Consider the following 15,782-nt stretch of genomic DNA (forward strand, 5'->3'; position numbering starts at 1 on the left):
TTTCCCATCGTTCACCAAACTTCTATCAGCAAGAAGCGGCATGGAGTAGTCATGAAAACAAAATAGCATAAGCTATTACAGACAATGGATTTGTCTTATAACAAATTAGTGCAGTGTACGACAGGCTCGGTTGAGGGCAAAGCACGAGACCATGGATAGGGAGCTACGCAAAATAGTCCCCCTTCCTCCCCTCACGCAGTGCGGCAGAGCCGCACTGCGTGAGGGGAGGAAGGGGGAAGGAGGCACGCCTTCACCACGCCCTCCTTCGTCGTGGATCTTATAGCTCCACTCCTCAGTTCAGACGAGGCTAACGAAAACTGCGCTAATGTAATCTGATAATATTCTATTTATCAACATGTTGCCCTTTTAATATTTACACCACCGAAGAACGCATTATCTAGAATCATCCTTCCAGTATATAAAATAACCCTCTATCCCTACGAATACATTTGCCTCCTTTGTAATAGTTCATTCGTATTCAGTGGACGTAATGAAGAGAATTGGGGAAGCTATCCAACTTTCATTGCTGCCTCTCCCCCAAAGTAGAAGTCATACACATTGTATATATAGAGCATAACAAAATAAAGACCCGAGCAGGACAATTACTATTGTCGCTACTCGGGTAGTTTACATTGCCTCTTCTCCGTATGCCGACCTCATGCCCATAAAGGGACTTGAGTCATTTAGCACAAGAGAGACTTTCCCTGAATCTATCGCTTATCCGAGGGAACTAGGGATGGTTCAGAGAGGATCAGGGAGATTGAAAGTATCGCCTTCTTCGAGTGTTCCCACCTTATACCCCTTACTGAGCCATGCCATACGCTGCTTTGAAGTACCATGGTTGAAAGCATCTGGCACGGTATAGCCTTGCGCTTCCATCTGTAGCTTGTCATCGCCAATGGCATGTGCCGCATTGATACCCTCCTCTAGGTCTCCAGGCTCCAGCGAACCGTACCTCGCATTATCGTGGTGTGCCCACATCCCTGCAAAATAATCGGCTTGTAACTCTAGGCGTACACTCACCTTGTTGGCATCCGTCTTACTCATCTGAGCCATCTGCTGGTGCGCTTGGTCTAGGATGCCCAATAGATGCTGCACGTGGTGTCCCACTTCGTGCGCAATCACGTAGGCATAGGCGAAGTCACCACCTGCTTTGAGCTGCGTCTTCATCTGCTTAAAGAATGAAAGGTCGATATATACCGTTTGGTCTGCCGAACAGTAGAATGGACCGACCTGAGACGAAGCACCGCCACATCCGCTCTGCACCGCATCGGTAAACATTACGAGCTTTGGTGGCTGATATTGTAGCCCTTTCTCGGCGAATACCTTAGTCCACACATCTTCTGTACCAGCGAGAACGACTTTTACGAGTCTAGCCAGTTCCTCCTCCTCAGCCGTAGGCACATACTCCTGGGTTGTCCCTTGCTGTCCTTGTATTATCTCTCCAGCGCCCTCCTTGAGTACGTCAAGAGGGTTGCCGCCCATAAACCAAGTAATCAAGCCCACAATGATTAGGCCACCTATACCCATCGAAGCACGCTTGACGCCCTTTCCACGGCGATCCTCTACATTACTACTCTCTCTTCGTCCATCTAGTTTCATATAACTCTATCTAACTCATGAATGATTCTACTGAGACAAAGATAAATAAAAAGCGCATACCCTCCCACGCTTAGGAAAGAACACATGACCGCCATCGTGATATATCACAGTGGTGTATAGTGGTTAGATGATGCCGACGGAGAAGTAGACCATTACTCCTGCCAGCACGATATAACCGATGGCGTATGGTAGTGCTGAGGCAAGAATCTTGCCATCCTCGCCCTCCATGCTACATGCGGCTGTTGCGATAGCGATACTCTGAGGTGAGATAATCTTACCTCCTGTTGCTCCCGCTGTATTCGCAGCCACCAACCAATTGTGGTCGGGGTAGCTGATTTGGGTCGCTACATTGGATTGTAGTTTACCAAATAGGATATTGGAGGAGGTATCGCTACCCGTAACGAAGGTACCAATAGCACCAATCAGTGGCGCGAAGAGCGGATAGAGACTTCCTGTAGCTGCTGCAAGTGTAGAAGCAATCACCACAATCATACCAGCATAACCCATCACAGAAGCAATAGAAACTAGGCTAAGAATCGTGACTATGGTCTTTCTGAGCCCTACTACCGTCTTGGCGAGTATCTGCATCAGTTCCTTGAAAGAGAGCCCCTGGATAAGTCCTCCTATTACGCTACCAAGGAAAAGCATCAGACCAGCATTGGAGAGCCAACCGAAAGTAAAGAATTTGCCCTCCGGATATATAGGTAGGTGTACTTGGCTCACGAGGTGGCTCTTCAGGAAAGCACTCACTGGAGGTACTAGTGGTCCACTCAACACAATGAATACTAGGATGAAGAAGTAGACACTCCAAGCACGCAGGTTGGCGCCTAGTGATGCCTTATTGCCCTCCTCTCTCGTGCCCTTCTTGGTAAAGAGCTTTGCGTAAAGGATAATCACGAGTATTGCTGCCACGCTACCGAAGATTGCCGGTGTCTCCGCCCCTAGGTAACGTGCCGATACGTATTGCACCACGAGGGATACCACTCCCACGAGAAGTGCCAGCACGATATTTTTCACAAGCGCTTTGCGGCTACTATCGGTGAGGAATAGGATTATGAAGGGCAATATAATCATCAGGGGTGATAGCTGTAGTACCACCTTGGAGGAGATATCTAGTAGATCCTCATGCGTAGCGGCACCATTGGCTGCCACTTCGTTGGCGAGTGTTGTCACCGGCACGCCTACAGCACCAAAGCCTGTGGGCACACTATTGGCAATCAGCGATACAAGGGCGCTAAACCCTGGCTTAAAGCCTAAAGACATCAGGATAGCAGCGGGGATAGCAACAGCGGTACCGAAGCCCGCCATACCCTCGAGAAGCCCTCCGAAGCCCCAAGTGAGGAGAAGCACCGTGATGCCCTTATCATCGGAGAGCGAAGTGAACTGTCGTTTGAGGAGCTCTATATCGCCACTCTTGAGTAGGATATTGTAGCTATAAATAGCCATCAGTATGATGATAAGGATTGGGAAAGTAGCTTTAAGTAATCCCTCCACCACAGCCCACCACACACCGCCTTGGGTGTAAGCAGCAGGGGCGAAGTCCAATCGCTCAGGCAGGAATAGTGCTACCAGCACGGTAACTACCAGCGTAATAAAAGCGCTCTTGTGCCCAGGCATCTTGAAGCCCAGCATCAGCACAAATAGGAGGATAATCGGGAGGATTGCAAATAATATGTCCATATTACACCTTTGTATATATTACGTGAGTAGCACTATTGTTTCCTTTGCTCCATGAGCACCCTTTACAAGTGCTTGTTCGATATCTGCCGTCTTGGATGGACCAGAGATAAAACCTCTATACTCAGCAGGGTGGTTGGCAGGGACGCGCTGGTAGGCTTCGTGCATTGTATTTACCAGTTCGTTCCTATCCAGGAGTATCAGCATCGCTTCCGAGATGAAGTAGATAGCACGTTGGCGATAGCTCTGTTCGAAATAGACAGCGCCATTTTCGCAGACGCCAAACTTGCCTCTCATTACCACTAGGTCGGTGCCATTGAGTTCGGCTGGAGTTGCGATGTCGTCGGGGTTATAAGTAGCTACACCCACCTCAGGTAGGTTGCAGGCAATGCGCTGAGCATCGGGGTAAAGGCGTCGGATAGCTTGGTCTATGGTCTCTCCCTCTTGGAGGAGCTCAGCTCTACCTCCTACTCCTGCCGAGATATCGATAAACTGCTGTAGCTTGTCGATATACGACGTGTGGTTGATATTTATCTCGGGCAAAGGATAGCGCTCGCCTGTATGCCGACGCAGGCTATCCAAGATATATTGTTTACTATTACTCATAATGTTGGATTACTTCTTGTGATTTTCCTTCCACCAGTTATTGAACGACTGCTTGGCAAACTTCGGTAGCTCTCTTGCCTCTCCCCACGCATTGAGCTTATTGTACAAGAGTGGGCGAGGTAGTTTATTGGCAATAGGTGCCAATCGGAGTGCGGTATTGAAGAGCCCAGGGCTATTTAGCACTGGTGTCATGGTCTGAATCATCAGTTTCTTTTCCTTATTAGCCTCTCCGAGCCTATCGAGCTTCTGTCTCCATACATAGATCTGCTCGCCTAGATCCACCTTTACAGGGCAGACATTAGAGCAGGAGAGACAGAGCGAGCAAGCAGAGACATTGCCCGAATGCTCGTGTGCATCATGGAGCATCCCTAGGTTGATACCTATAGGACCAGGGATAAAGTAGCTATAGGAGTAGCCACCACTACGACGATACACTGGGCAGGTATTCATACATGCGCCACAGCGGATACAATTGAGTACCTTGCGGTGCTCAGGCTGAGCGAGAATCTCCGAGCGCCCATTATCTACTAGTATAAAGTGCTGCTCCCCACCCTCATGAGGTCGACCAAAGTGTGCAGTATAGGTCGTACTGGGCTGTCCTGTAGCCGAACGTGCCAGCAATCGGGTGAATACAGCTAGGCTATCGCGGTTGGGAATTAGTTTGTCTATACCGAAAGCAGAGATATTGAGCTTCTGGCACGCCATACCCATATCGGCATTGCCCTCGTTGGTACAGACCACCACCTCACCTGTCTCAGCAATGGCGAAGTTGCCACCAGTCATTGCGGCATCGGCATTGAGGAAGTCCTGCCTGAGCGATTTGCGCGCTTGGTGGGTGAGGTAGGTAGGATCCGAATTGCCCCTCTCGCTCCCAAGTTTATTTTCGAATAGTTGTCCCACGGCTTGCCTCTTGATGTGGATTGCAGGCATCACGATATGGCTTGGATGCGCGCCCATTAATTGCAAAATGCGCTCGCCGAGGTCGCTCTCCACTACATCTATCCCCCTCTCCATCAGATACTCATTGAGCTCGCACTCCTCCGAGAGCATGGACTTGCTCTTGACCATCTTCTTTACTTCGTGCTTCGCCAAAATCTCATGGATAATTTGGCGATACTCCTCCGCATCCTTAGCGTAGTGCACAAAGCATCCATTGGCAGTTGCCTGTGCCTCGAACTGCTCTATCAGTTCGGGCAGATGCGACGTACTGTACATCTTGATATCATGGGCGAGTTGGCGGAGCTCCTCCCACTCTGGGATGGCCTTGCTCAGGCGGTCGCGCTTCTGTCGTACGAGCCAAAGGGTCTCGTCGTGCCACTGCGCATTATCTTTATTCTCTTGGAAGGCTTTGGCAGCCTTAGCGTGACGTGTACTCATAAGTTAGCTGTTAGGATTTGTAAGAAATGGATAGTCTGGATAGGTAGATGCTCACGATCGATGACGCCCTGCATGTGCATGAGGCATGAGCTATCGGCACCTGTGATATACTCTGCACCTGTGGCCATGTGGTCACGTACCTTGTCGTGCCCCATACAGCCCGATACATCAGGCTCCTCCACAGAGAAGAGTCCTCCGAAGCCGCAGCACTCATCGATGCGCTCTGGCTCCTTCACCATGATGCCTTCTACCTTTTCTAGTAGCGCACGTACCTTATTGAAATACGGCATGGTACGCTCCGATGGTGCCGAGAGCCCGAGCTCGCGTACACCGTGGCAGCTATTGTGGAGGCTTACAGTATGAGGGAAGCGACTAGGGAACCGCTCAGGCTGTACGATATCGTGGAGGAATTCTGCGATGTCGTATATATACTGAACCGAGTGACACTCGTGCGGCTCACGCCCTAGTATACCAGGGTGGAACTCCTTGACAAAAGCAACGCAACTAGCTGATGGACCTACGATATAATCATACGCCAAGAAAAGTCGTTCGAAGCGCTCAGCCAACTGAAGCGACTTTCCTTCGTATCCACCATTAGCCATAGGCTGCCCGCAGCAGGTCTGGTCGAGTGGATAATCTACATCCAATCCCAACGATTTGAGTAACTTGTAACACGCGATACCCACCTCTGGGTACACAGCATTGATATAACAGGGGATAAACAACCCTATCTTTTTCCCTTTCAATTCATTATTCATATTCAGCAGTGATGATTCATTAAATATAGGCGACCATTCTCAATATCCCCAAATGTAGGTATTTTCTAGAAAATACAATAGAAAATAGCAAATCAAACGATGTATATTTCTATTTATCCTAATATTATAGGACAAATGCCAAACATATCTGGGTATTTACTTGATAACAGATAGGACTTCGGCAAGGGATAACGACTGTGGAACTAAAATAGGGCATATAGGGGGAGCGCTGGATACCACCTTTGTCTATTAGGGGGGAAATGGGTATTTTTGTTTGGTATGAATGATAGGGAGGGCTAACTGAGACGACAAATTGATAATGAAGCAGGTCAAGCGAATAGGTATTCTATCTTCGGGCGGTGATGCGCCTGGTATCAATGCCACCATTAGAGCGGTGGCAAAGACAGCGATAACAGCACACGGCATGGAGGTATTGGGATTTCAGGGTGGTTTTACCGGCATCACCAATAAGAACTATGTAGAGCTCAATATGATGAACCTCTCTAGCCTACTCAGTATGGGGGGCACTATTCTGGGCAGTAGCCGCGACAAGGCTTTTCGTAAAGCATTACTCAAGGATAGCGCTGCACTGGAGGAGTTCAAGAAGTCTTGGAAGGAGCTAGGGCTCGATGCTATTGTCTGCATCGGGGGGAATGGCACGCAGAAGACTACTGCAGTAGTCTCCGAACTTGGCTTCCCTGCAGTGGGTATCCCCAAGACGATTGATAATGATGTGTATGGTACAGACATCACGTTTGGATTCGATACCGCAGTAAGCATCGCGACCGAACTAATCGACCGCATCCATAGCACAGCACAGAGCCACAACCGCGTGATTGTGGTGGAGGTGATGGGGCACGAAGCAGGGTGGATAGCGCTCCACTCTGGTATGGCAAGTGGTGCGGACGTTATCCTACTGCCTGAGCTTGGTTGCGAACTCGATATCGTCTTCCGTGCTATCCGAAAGCGCTATGAAGAGGGGAAGAACTATGCGATTATCGTGGTAGCGGAGGGCGTTGTATTTGATGAGCAGAAGGAGATCCCAGAAGAGCAATGCGAGTCGGCAGGGCGCTACCTCTCCCGTAAGCTCCGAGAGGAAGCGGGTATCGATAGTCGGGAGACTGTCCTCGGTTATGTACAGAGAGGCGGAGCGCCCTCATCGTTCGACCGCAACCTCTGTACCCGATTTGGCGGGCACGCCTCTCAGCTCCTTGCCGATGGGATATCGGGCGTTATGGTGAGCATGAAGGGAGGTAAGATTACCCATGTACCGCTTAGTCAGGTAAGAGACAAGCTCAAGCTCGTACAGCCCAATGATGAGCTCATCCGCGAGGGACGCCGTATGGATGTCTGCTTCGGGGTGGACTTCGCTGATATTCGCACTAAGCTAGAAAAATAGTAGAGATAGGGACGTACCATGCTTGAGATACAATTTAAGATACCCTATCATATAGGTGTAGCAGGGCAGGCACTTCAGTGGGTGGGGCGCATCAACGGCTCCGAGATGACCTTCAACCTGAAGCCCGATGATGCTAACTACTATTGGATCCTACTCCTCAGTGTACCAGGGGAGTCAACGACTGAATTGATTTATAGTTATCGTGTAGTGCAGGGCGATTCTATCATCCGCACCGAACCCCCTCTTGTGCCGCACTCTCTTAGGCTCTCGCTGGCGCAGGGTGAGACCAGCGGTAGGATTGCTATCGATGACCGATGGATAGATACCACTGCAGAGCACCGAATGAGCGACGCTCCCCTAGCCGAGCTACTGGGGCGCACCGACCTTTCGCGCCTTAGGATACCCTCTTTCGATACGGGGTCGGGCGATGTCTTCCTCATCCATAGTTTTCAGGAATACAAGGGAGAGCTACTCGTAGTAGGTGCTGACCCCTCTATCGGGGCTTGGTATCCGGAGAAAGGGCTGACGCTTGCCCTGAGTCGTAAGGGCTATCTCCTCCAATTCCCTAAGCGGGTAGCCACTGAGTACAAACTGGTGTGGCGGCTTCCCTCGGGCGAAGTACGCTGGGAGCTAGGCGAGAATAGGTACTATCAGCCGGACGATGACGGTATCTTTACCTTCGGTCACCTCGATCTGCCGCACTTCGAGGGCGCAGAGCCTATGCACCGACAGCTAACGGGGACGGCGGTACCGCTCTTCTCCTTGAGAGGAAGGCATACCCAAGGGGTTGGCGACTTCACTGCCGCCACTGAGCTACTTGATTGGATGCAGCGTACTGGGCAGTCTGTCCTACAATTGCTCCCTATCTACGATACCACCTTCACCCGTACCGACCGAGATTCCTACCCCTATAGTGCCATCACCACTTACGGCATTCATCCTATCTACCTCGACCTTCGGGCATTGCCAGGCTTTGCCGAAGCGCCTGAGAAAGAGGAGTGGTTGCGCACCGCTCGAGCGCTAGAGGCGGAGCCCAAGGTGCAGTTTGCGAAAGTCTTAAGGTTCAAGGAAGAAGTGATAGAGTGCCTATTCCAAAGATGGAATGAGCGCCCCAAGAGTCGGCAGTTTAGCCATTTCTTCCGTACAGAGCAGGCACAGCTATTACCCTATGCCCTCTTCTGTGCCATCCGAGACCGCTACCCCGACACCCTCGTGGCGCATTATCCCTACTACGCTGAGGTATTACTCAGTTGGGAGAAAGATAAGAGCTATCTAGGGGAGAACCTAGAGGAGGCTGTATTACGGTGTGCTTTTGTACAGTATCACTTGTATAAACAATTGGGGCAACTAGTGGAGGAGGCGCACAAGCGAGGGATATTGATTAAGGGCGATCTCCCCATTGGTGTAGCACGTAATAGCGTAGATGTCTGGGTCGAACCCCATCTGTTCCACCTCCATCTAGATGCAGGGTCTCCGCCCGATGCCTTCTCCCCTACAGGACAAGACTGGGGATTCCCTACTTACAACTGGGCGGAAATGGAGCGGGAGGGCTTCGCATGGTGGCGTAGACGGCTACAGAGTATGAGCCGTCACTTCGATGCCCTGAGGATAGACCACATCCTTGGGTTCTTTCGTATCTGGAGCATCCCAGCAGGGTCGGGCGATGCCTCGCTCGGGTGGTATGTCCCCGCTCTTGGCTATACCGCTGAAGAGGTTTCGGGGGTGGCAGACTTCTGTAATAGAGATGAGCAAGGGCTCTACCACCCGCTTATGGAGCCCCAGCAGCGTAAGCGTTATGCGCTCCTCTCTCACGAGCTGAAACAAAAGATAGCAGCTCTCTCCGACGATTACTACCATCACAGGAACGAAAGCTTATGGCGAGAGACCGCACTCAAGAGGCTTACCAAGGTGATGACCGCCAGCGATATCTTGCTGTGTGCCGAAGACCTTGGGGTGTTGCCCAAGAGTATTCAAGAGGTGCTCTCCTCTCTAGAACTCCTCTCGCTCGAGGTGCTCAGGATGCCTAAATGCCTTGGCAAGCGCTTTGTGGAGCCACAGGATATCCCATGGTTATCGGTGCTCACTACGGGGACGCACGATATGGCTTCGCTTAGGTCTTGGTGGGCATCCCTTTCGAATAGTGAGCGCCAAGAACTAGCGGAACTGTATCACTTTACAGACGAGGTAACGCCTCGGGGTTTGGTGAAAGCCTTACTCCGAGAACCTCGGGCACTCCTTTTGATATTGCCCCTACAGGATTGGTTCACGCTTACAGGCTATGGCGCTGAGATTGATCCACAAGATGAGCAAGTCAATATACCCGAAGACCCTCGCCATGTATGGAATTACAGGGTTCCCCTGCCCCGCTAATAATAATAGGAACGCCTCTGCAGTCTAGTCGCTAGACCCTAGAGGCGTTCCTATTATAAGGCTATTGCAAGAAACAACATTCTCATTGTTGCGAGCGATCCCGTAGTGATATAGTCTCTATGCCCTAGGTTACTCGCCCTTAATTGTATTGATCTTAAGCGCTTTGAAGAGGTTTACAATCACCAGTGGTGCCACCATAAGGCCACCCACATACCACCAATGCTTAGCATCGAGCATCTGTAGGTGGAAAATCTCACGAAGCCAAGGCACGAAGAGTACCACCAGTACTAGGGCAATCGAGATCAGCATAGCCCACAGGATAGATGGATTGCGAAAGGGTGAAGTCTTGAAGCTAAACTGTGTGTCGGAGTGGAGGTTGCGGATGTGAAGTATCTGAGATACACAGATCGCAATAAATGCCATCGTCTGCCCCATTGCTTGTCCGCCATCTCTGTAGCCAATGAGGAAGGCTGCCAGACCAATACCACCTATCATAATCCCTTGGTAGATGATTCGCCAGATAAACCCTTTGGTAAAGAAGCCCGCCTGATTATCTCTCGGTGGGCGCTGCATAATGTCTTTGTCGATAGGGTCTAAGCTAATCGCCAGTGCGGGTAGACTATCGGTAACCAGGTTAATCCACAGCAAGTGGATAGGGAGAAGTGGTGTGCCGAGGTTGAATATCGTGGCAATAAAGATGAGTGCGACCTCTCCTATATTAGTAGAGAGAAGGTACTGAATAGACTTTACGATATTCTTGTAGATACGGCGTCCCTCTCGCACCGCTTGCACGATGGTTGCGAAGTTGTCATCGGTTAGTATCACATCGGAAGCCCCCTTAGAAACCTCCGTGCCAGTGATGCCCATTGCCACTCCGATATTGGCTGTCTTGAGTGCTGGGGCATCGTTTACACCGTCTCCCGTCATTGAGACTATCTCGCCATGTTTCTGCCAAGCCTCTACAATCTGTACCTTATGTTCAGGCGCTACTCGGGCATAGACCGAAGTATGTGGTACCGCCTCATAAAGCTCTTCAGGCGAAAGCTGCTGAAGCTCCTCCCCAGTGAGCACTTGGTCACCTTCATTGAGAATCCCCATCTCGGCGGCTATGGCAGTAGCTGTTACCTTGTGGTCGCCCGTAATCATCACTGGCTTAATGCCAGCACTACGGCACTCTGCTACGGCATCGATAGCCTCAGGGCGTGGTGGGTCGATCATCCCAAGCAGTCCTATAAAGGTGAGTCCCTGCTCCACAACCTCTGGCGTAGGCTCTGTAGGCACACTAGAGACCTCGGCTGTAGCCACAGCCAATACCCTCAGAGCCTGCTCAGCCATGGCGATATTGCCCCGCTTGATCTGCTCCCGAATATCATCGGTGAGTGGTAGGCGTTCGCCATGGGCGTAATAGTGTGTGCACACCTCGAGTACCTCGTCGGTACCGCCTTTGAGGTGGGTGACGAGTTGCCCCTCTGGTGAACGATTGATCGTGGACATACGCTTGCGGTCGGAGTCGAATGGCACCTCTGCCTCGCGCTTATAGGTGGCTTCCAGCTCGTTTTTATTCATCCCTATCTTCTCCGCGAAAGCGATGATGGCTGTCTCTGTAGGGTCGCCCGAGAAGCGGTTCTCGGCATTCGGATCATCCGACATATGTGCTTCATTGCTCAGCGAACCGGATAGAATCATTTGCTTCATAGCCTCGCTCTCAGGGAGATCCCCCTTAGAGACATCTAGTTCTTCATCGAGTGTCCATAAGCGCACTATGGTCATTTTGTTTTGCGTGAGGGTACCTGTCTTATCAGAACAGATAACCGAAGCACTACCTAAGGTCTCTACCGAAGGTAGGGTGCGCACAATCGCATTTTGCTTGGCAAGGCGCTGCACACCCATGGCGAGCACGAGGGTAGAAATCACCTGTAGTCCCTCGGGGATAGCTGCTACGGCAAGCGAGACAGCCATCATAAACATATCCAGAATAGAATTACCGTAGATGATACCGAGGGCAAAGATAACGACACAGATACCCAGCGCTACGTAGCCCAATACTCTGCCGAGCTGATTGAGGCGCACTTGCATAGGCGTAGCTTGTACATTGGCACTCTCCAGCATGCCAGCTATCTTGCCCACCTCAGTATTCATACCCGTATGCGCCACGATTCCCTTACCGCGTCCGTAGGCGATAAGACCGGTAGAGAAAGCCATATTATTCTGATCCCCTGGGGAAACCTCTTGCTGAGCTAGGATAGCTTGGGCATCTTTCTCTGTTGGTACCGACTCGCCAGTGAGTGCCGACTCTTGTATCTTGAGGTTGACACTCTCTATCAGGCGCATATCTGCGGGTACAATATCGCCTACATCGAGAATGACTATGTCGCCCGGTACGATCTCCTCCGAATTGATTTCCTGTACATTGCCACCCCTGAGGACCTTGGAGTGAGGAGCACTCATGGCATTGAGTGCTTCGATAGATACCATCGCCTTATATTCCTGCCATGTGCCGATGATAGCGTTCACGATAAGGATGGCTAGGATAATGATACTATCGGTATAGTTACCCGTATGCTCCAAGATACTGACCACAGCCATCACGACTGCCGCAGCGATGAGTACGAATACAAGGCTGCTATTGAACTGCTGTAGGAATAGGCGCCAAAGAGGAGTCTGTTGCTTCTGGTTCAGTTTGTTGGGACCATATTGCTCCCGTCTCGTCTCTACCTCATTAGCTGATAGTCCCTGCTCTACCGATGTCTCCAGATGAGTAGCTACCTCGCTAATAGGGCTATTATAAAAGTTCTCTGATTTCATATCTATTTATTTATCCTTCAATATTATGCTTTCCTGCAAAGGTACACTAAATAAAATTGCTATCAGATAATAGCCCTCTATTCACCAACAGTATTCCAATTATTTATGAGCGTAGTAGCTCAATAGATTAGACATTATCTTCGGGAGGGCGATGTGAGGAGTTTATCTCGTTGTCGCCAATCGGGGAGAAGCCGATCCATCGCCTGACGGAAGGAGGCTCCGTGGTTGTGGATATGAAAGTGCAACAACTCGTGCACCACGATATACTCGATCACTTCGGGTGGGTAAAAAGCAAGGCGCATGGCGAAGTAGACCTTCTTGGTATGGGGTAAGCACTTGCCCCAATAGCTACGCACGGCTTTAATATCTGCCCTCCGTACTTCCACTTGGAGGATTTTAGACCACTTGGAGAGAAAGAGGCTTAGCTGCGTCTCTAGATAGGTCACATCCTTGTCTTCGATGGTCTTGGAGTGCTCAGCCATCACCATTTCCCCTTTGGCAGCAGCCTGAGCTATCCAACGTGCCTTGGCGGCGAGGACTTCGGCAACCTCCGCTTCGGTAGCCTGTAGTGGGGCGGACAAATGCACCTGTCCCGTAGTGTGGGATAGGCGCAAGGTGAAGTGCTTCACCGCCTTCCAAGTCACGACTACGGGACAGGTGCCTGAGAATAAAGTCTTGATCACAGATTTACCGGAGGATAGAGGGTATTCCACCATGTAGGGTCATCGTGGAGCCAGCGTTGGAACCAAGCCATAGCGCTTTGCATCCAGCGGAGGCGCTTAGCTGGGTCGTAAATACCATGATCCTCGCCATATATCTTGATAAACTCTACCTCCTTACCAAGTATCTTGAGGGCATTGTACATCTGTACGCTCTCTCCGATAGGCACATTGACATCAGAAGTACCATGAAGCAGGAGGATAGGGGTATTGATTTTATCAGCATTGAAGATGGGGCTTTGCTTAGCGTACAGCTCTGGATTGTTCCAAGGGTAGCTGCCGTAGCTCGCTACCGTACTGTAGCCGATACCCCAGGTACCTTCGCCCCAGTAAGAAGCGATATTGCTAATACCTGCGTGGCTAACAGCAGCTGCAAAGGTATCGGTAACGGTCTGCAGGTACATGGTCATAAAGCCACCATAGCTAGCACCGATACAACCAATCTTATCGGCATTGACGTAAGGATGCTGTGCACAGAAGCCCTTCACAGAAGCGATAATCTCATCTGCCGTACGCTGTCCCCAGGCATTGATGTGCCTAGCAGCGTACTCCTGACCCCAGCCAGTAGTACCACTAGGGTTGAGTGTGAGGACTACATAGTCTTGGGCAGCAAACATAGGGAGAGAGTAAGAACCCTCAAAGGTGCGTGCTGTAGGAGAAGTACCGCCATAGTAGTAGACAATCATAGGGTACTTCTTATTGGTATCAAAGTTAGGTGGCAGGTAGAAGCGCCCTGGCACTACGTCACCATTAGGCATCGTAAAGCTCCACTCTGTAGCGGTGCCTAGCTGTAGGTCTGCCATCTTTTTGCTGGCAAGATCATAGATAAGACGCTCGCGCCCATTGCGAATCTGGTAGAAGCGGTCGGAGTTGAGCATGCTTTGTCCAGAGTAAGTAATGAGGGTGCCTCGGTTGTCCACTGCGAACCGGCGTACCACCTCCTCTTTGGTAGGCACCTGAGTGATGCGTCCTGAGCGGAGGTCTACACGGTAGAGCGATACGTAGTCTTTGTTTTCGGCTGTGAAGTAGGCTTCGAACTTATCGAAGAGTGGCTCCACGCTCTTTACACTTGGGTCGAAGTCTCTAGTGAGTGCCTTGGCAGTCTTGGTCTGTCGGTCGTAGAGGAAGAGCTGGTAGTCGTAGGTATTGGCGATGCCATCTTTAGGCAGATTGCGCCCTATGCCATTGAAGGCATTGGCAGTACCAGTGATAAGGAGGTAGCGAGGGTCGGAAGTGTAATTGACCGAACTGATATCGCTGGTATTGCTAAAGAGGGTATCGACCTTTAGGGTCTGGAGATCCATTGTCATATAATCGCCAGCCGAGAAAGGTATCTCTGTAGTGTTGTGGTTGTTGCTGAAGATGATCTCCTTGCTATCCTTAGAGACGCCCTGCAGTGAAGTATCACGGTACCCATAGGTGAGAGGCTGATAGATGCCAGTACGGAGGTCGAAAATAGCTAGGAAGTTACGGTTACGGTAGCTACCCGTGGTATCGTAACGGTCCATAACACGCTCTACAAACTTCTTATTCTCTGGACCCTTGTCGGTCGTGACGTAGATGAGTTTGTCCTCGGTAGGGGTGAAGAAACAATAGCCATCGCTGGGGATAGATGGGTGAAGTACTTCAGTGAGCATAGTAGAGGGGTCAAGGGCGATCAGGCGCTTACCGGTGTCGCTATCCATAGTCACCCACAACTTATCACTACAGGGCATCCACTGCGCAGAGATATAGGTACCATCGAGGTGTGCAATAGGTTTGTCCCCATCGTAGAGGAGGACTGAGTAGACTGGCTTATTATCGACCTTCTCACTAATTGTGAGGGTCGAGTATCTGCCTGATGGGGAGACAGTGGTACCACCTACGCTTTCGCCAGTAAGCATATACTGGATGCTAAGGTAGCTGTGGTCGTCGGTAGGGAACGTAACCTTGGTGTGCTTACTCTCGGGCACAAAGCGAATACGCCACTTAGCCTGCCCGCCAGCATTCGATAGCAGACGAAGCCCTAAGGTATGTGATACACTGGGTTGTAGTTGTACGGGGAGGGTACGGGTCGCCTTTTCGTCGGCCTGCCCTATCTGTTTGCCGTCGAGGAATAGGCGGAAAGGGGCATCGCTCTCAATAATCAGCTTGCCTTTCTCGAAGTTAGTACTTAGGAGCGAGACCAGGTAGGTCTGGATGCTCTTCTTGCCATCGTGGAGGGTGGAGTCGGTAACCATGTAGCCCTCCTTTGTAGCCGAGACATCTCTCAGTAGGCTGTTATCCAAGCGGGTCTGAGGGAAGGTAGCTAGCGTGCTCGTCATATCGAACGCCTGGCCACTAATGTTGACACTATCGCTCATAAAAGGAGCGTTGGCTACCACTGGTTCGAAAGCTCTGTACTTCCCGATGGTCAGGGTATCGCTCTGTGCTGCGGCACCAACCGCAATAAGTGCGCACCCTAGGATTTGGATGATTCTATTCATGCTG

10 protein-coding genes are annotated in these 15,782 nt (G+C 50.7%); 2 read left to right on the top strand and 8 right to left on the bottom strand.

The features are described from left to right. Window positions 1-741 precede the first annotated feature (741 nt). The 5 genes from ypfJ to IX315_RS05195 form a co-directional block, all read right to left on the bottom strand. Entirely contained in the window at window positions 742-1,602 is an 861-nt protein-coding gene (gene ypfJ / locus IX315_RS05175) for a KPN_02809 family neutral zinc metallopeptidase (protein WP_018358386.1), read from the bottom strand. Window positions 1,603-1,725: 123 nt separating this feature from the next. Then, a complete protein-coding gene (locus tag IX315_RS05180; protein WP_134849697.1) occupies window positions 1,726-3,282 on the bottom strand; it encodes an L-lactate permease in 1,557 nt (518 codons plus the stop codon). A gap of 18 nt (window positions 3,283-3,300) precedes the next feature. Continuing rightward, window positions 3,301-3,885 carry a LutC/YkgG family protein gene (locus IX315_RS05185; protein ID WP_018358388.1) on the bottom strand — a complete coding sequence of 195 codons (585 nt, stop codon included), beginning with the start codon at window positions 3,883-3,885 and terminating at the stop codon, window positions 3,301-3,303. Between the two features lie 9 nt (window positions 3,886-3,894). Continuing rightward, on the bottom strand, window positions 3,895-5,262 hold the full coding sequence (locus tag IX315_RS05190) for a lactate utilization protein B (RefSeq protein ID WP_018358389.1): 1,368 nt from the start codon (window positions 5,260-5,262) through the stop codon (window positions 3,895-3,897). Further along, on the bottom strand, window positions 5,259-6,020 hold the full coding sequence (locus IX315_RS05195; protein ID WP_211635750.1) for a (Fe-S)-binding protein: 762 nt from the start codon (window positions 6,018-6,020) through the stop codon (window positions 5,259-5,261). The genes IX315_RS05190 and IX315_RS05195 overlap by 4 nt, the downstream gene beginning before the upstream one ends. Window positions 6,021-6,339: 319 nt before the next feature. On the opposite strand from IX315_RS05195, the gene IX315_RS05200 reads away from it, so the two are divergent. Together IX315_RS05200 and IX315_RS05205 are read left to right on the top strand one after the other, a co-directional pair. Then, on the top strand, window positions 6,340-7,419 hold the full coding sequence (locus tag IX315_RS05200; RefSeq protein ID WP_134849698.1) for a 6-phosphofructokinase: 1,080 nt from the start codon (window positions 6,340-6,342) through the stop codon (window positions 7,417-7,419). An 18-nt stretch (window positions 7,420-7,437) separates the two neighbouring features. Beyond that, window positions 7,438-9,789: a 4-alpha-glucanotransferase gene (locus IX315_RS05205; RefSeq protein ID WP_211837249.1), complete on the top strand. Its 2,352-nt coding sequence runs from the start codon at window positions 7,438-7,440 to the stop codon at window positions 9,787-9,789. A gap of 129 nt (window positions 9,790-9,918) precedes the next feature. Here the strand turns inward: IX315_RS05205 and IX315_RS05210 are convergent, their stop codons facing one another. From IX315_RS05210 to IX315_RS05220, 3 genes are all read right to left on the bottom strand, one after another. Beyond that, complete coding sequence (locus IX315_RS05210) at window positions 9,919-12,594, bottom strand: calcium-translocating P-type ATPase, PMCA-type (RefSeq protein WP_211830462.1); 2,676 nt, start codon at window positions 12,592-12,594, stop codon at window positions 9,919-9,921. A 134-nt stretch (window positions 12,595-12,728) separates the two neighbouring features. Then, window positions 12,729-13,277, bottom strand: a complete 549-nt coding sequence (locus IX315_RS05215) for a M48 family metallopeptidase (protein WP_018358394.1) — start codon at window positions 13,275-13,277, stop codon at window positions 12,729-12,731. Further along, window positions 13,274-15,778 carry a S9 family peptidase gene (locus IX315_RS05220; RefSeq protein WP_211638538.1) on the bottom strand — a complete coding sequence of 835 codons (2,505 nt, stop codon included), beginning with the start codon at window positions 15,776-15,778 and terminating at the stop codon, window positions 13,274-13,276. The genes IX315_RS05215 and IX315_RS05220 overlap by 4 nt, the downstream gene beginning before the upstream one ends. Between the last annotated feature and the right edge of the window lie 4 nt (window positions 15,779-15,782).

Source organism: Porphyromonas levii, assembly GCF_018206105.1.
Lineage (GTDB): Bacteria > Bacteroidota > Bacteroidia > Bacteroidales > Porphyromonadaceae > Porphyromonas_A > Porphyromonas_A levii.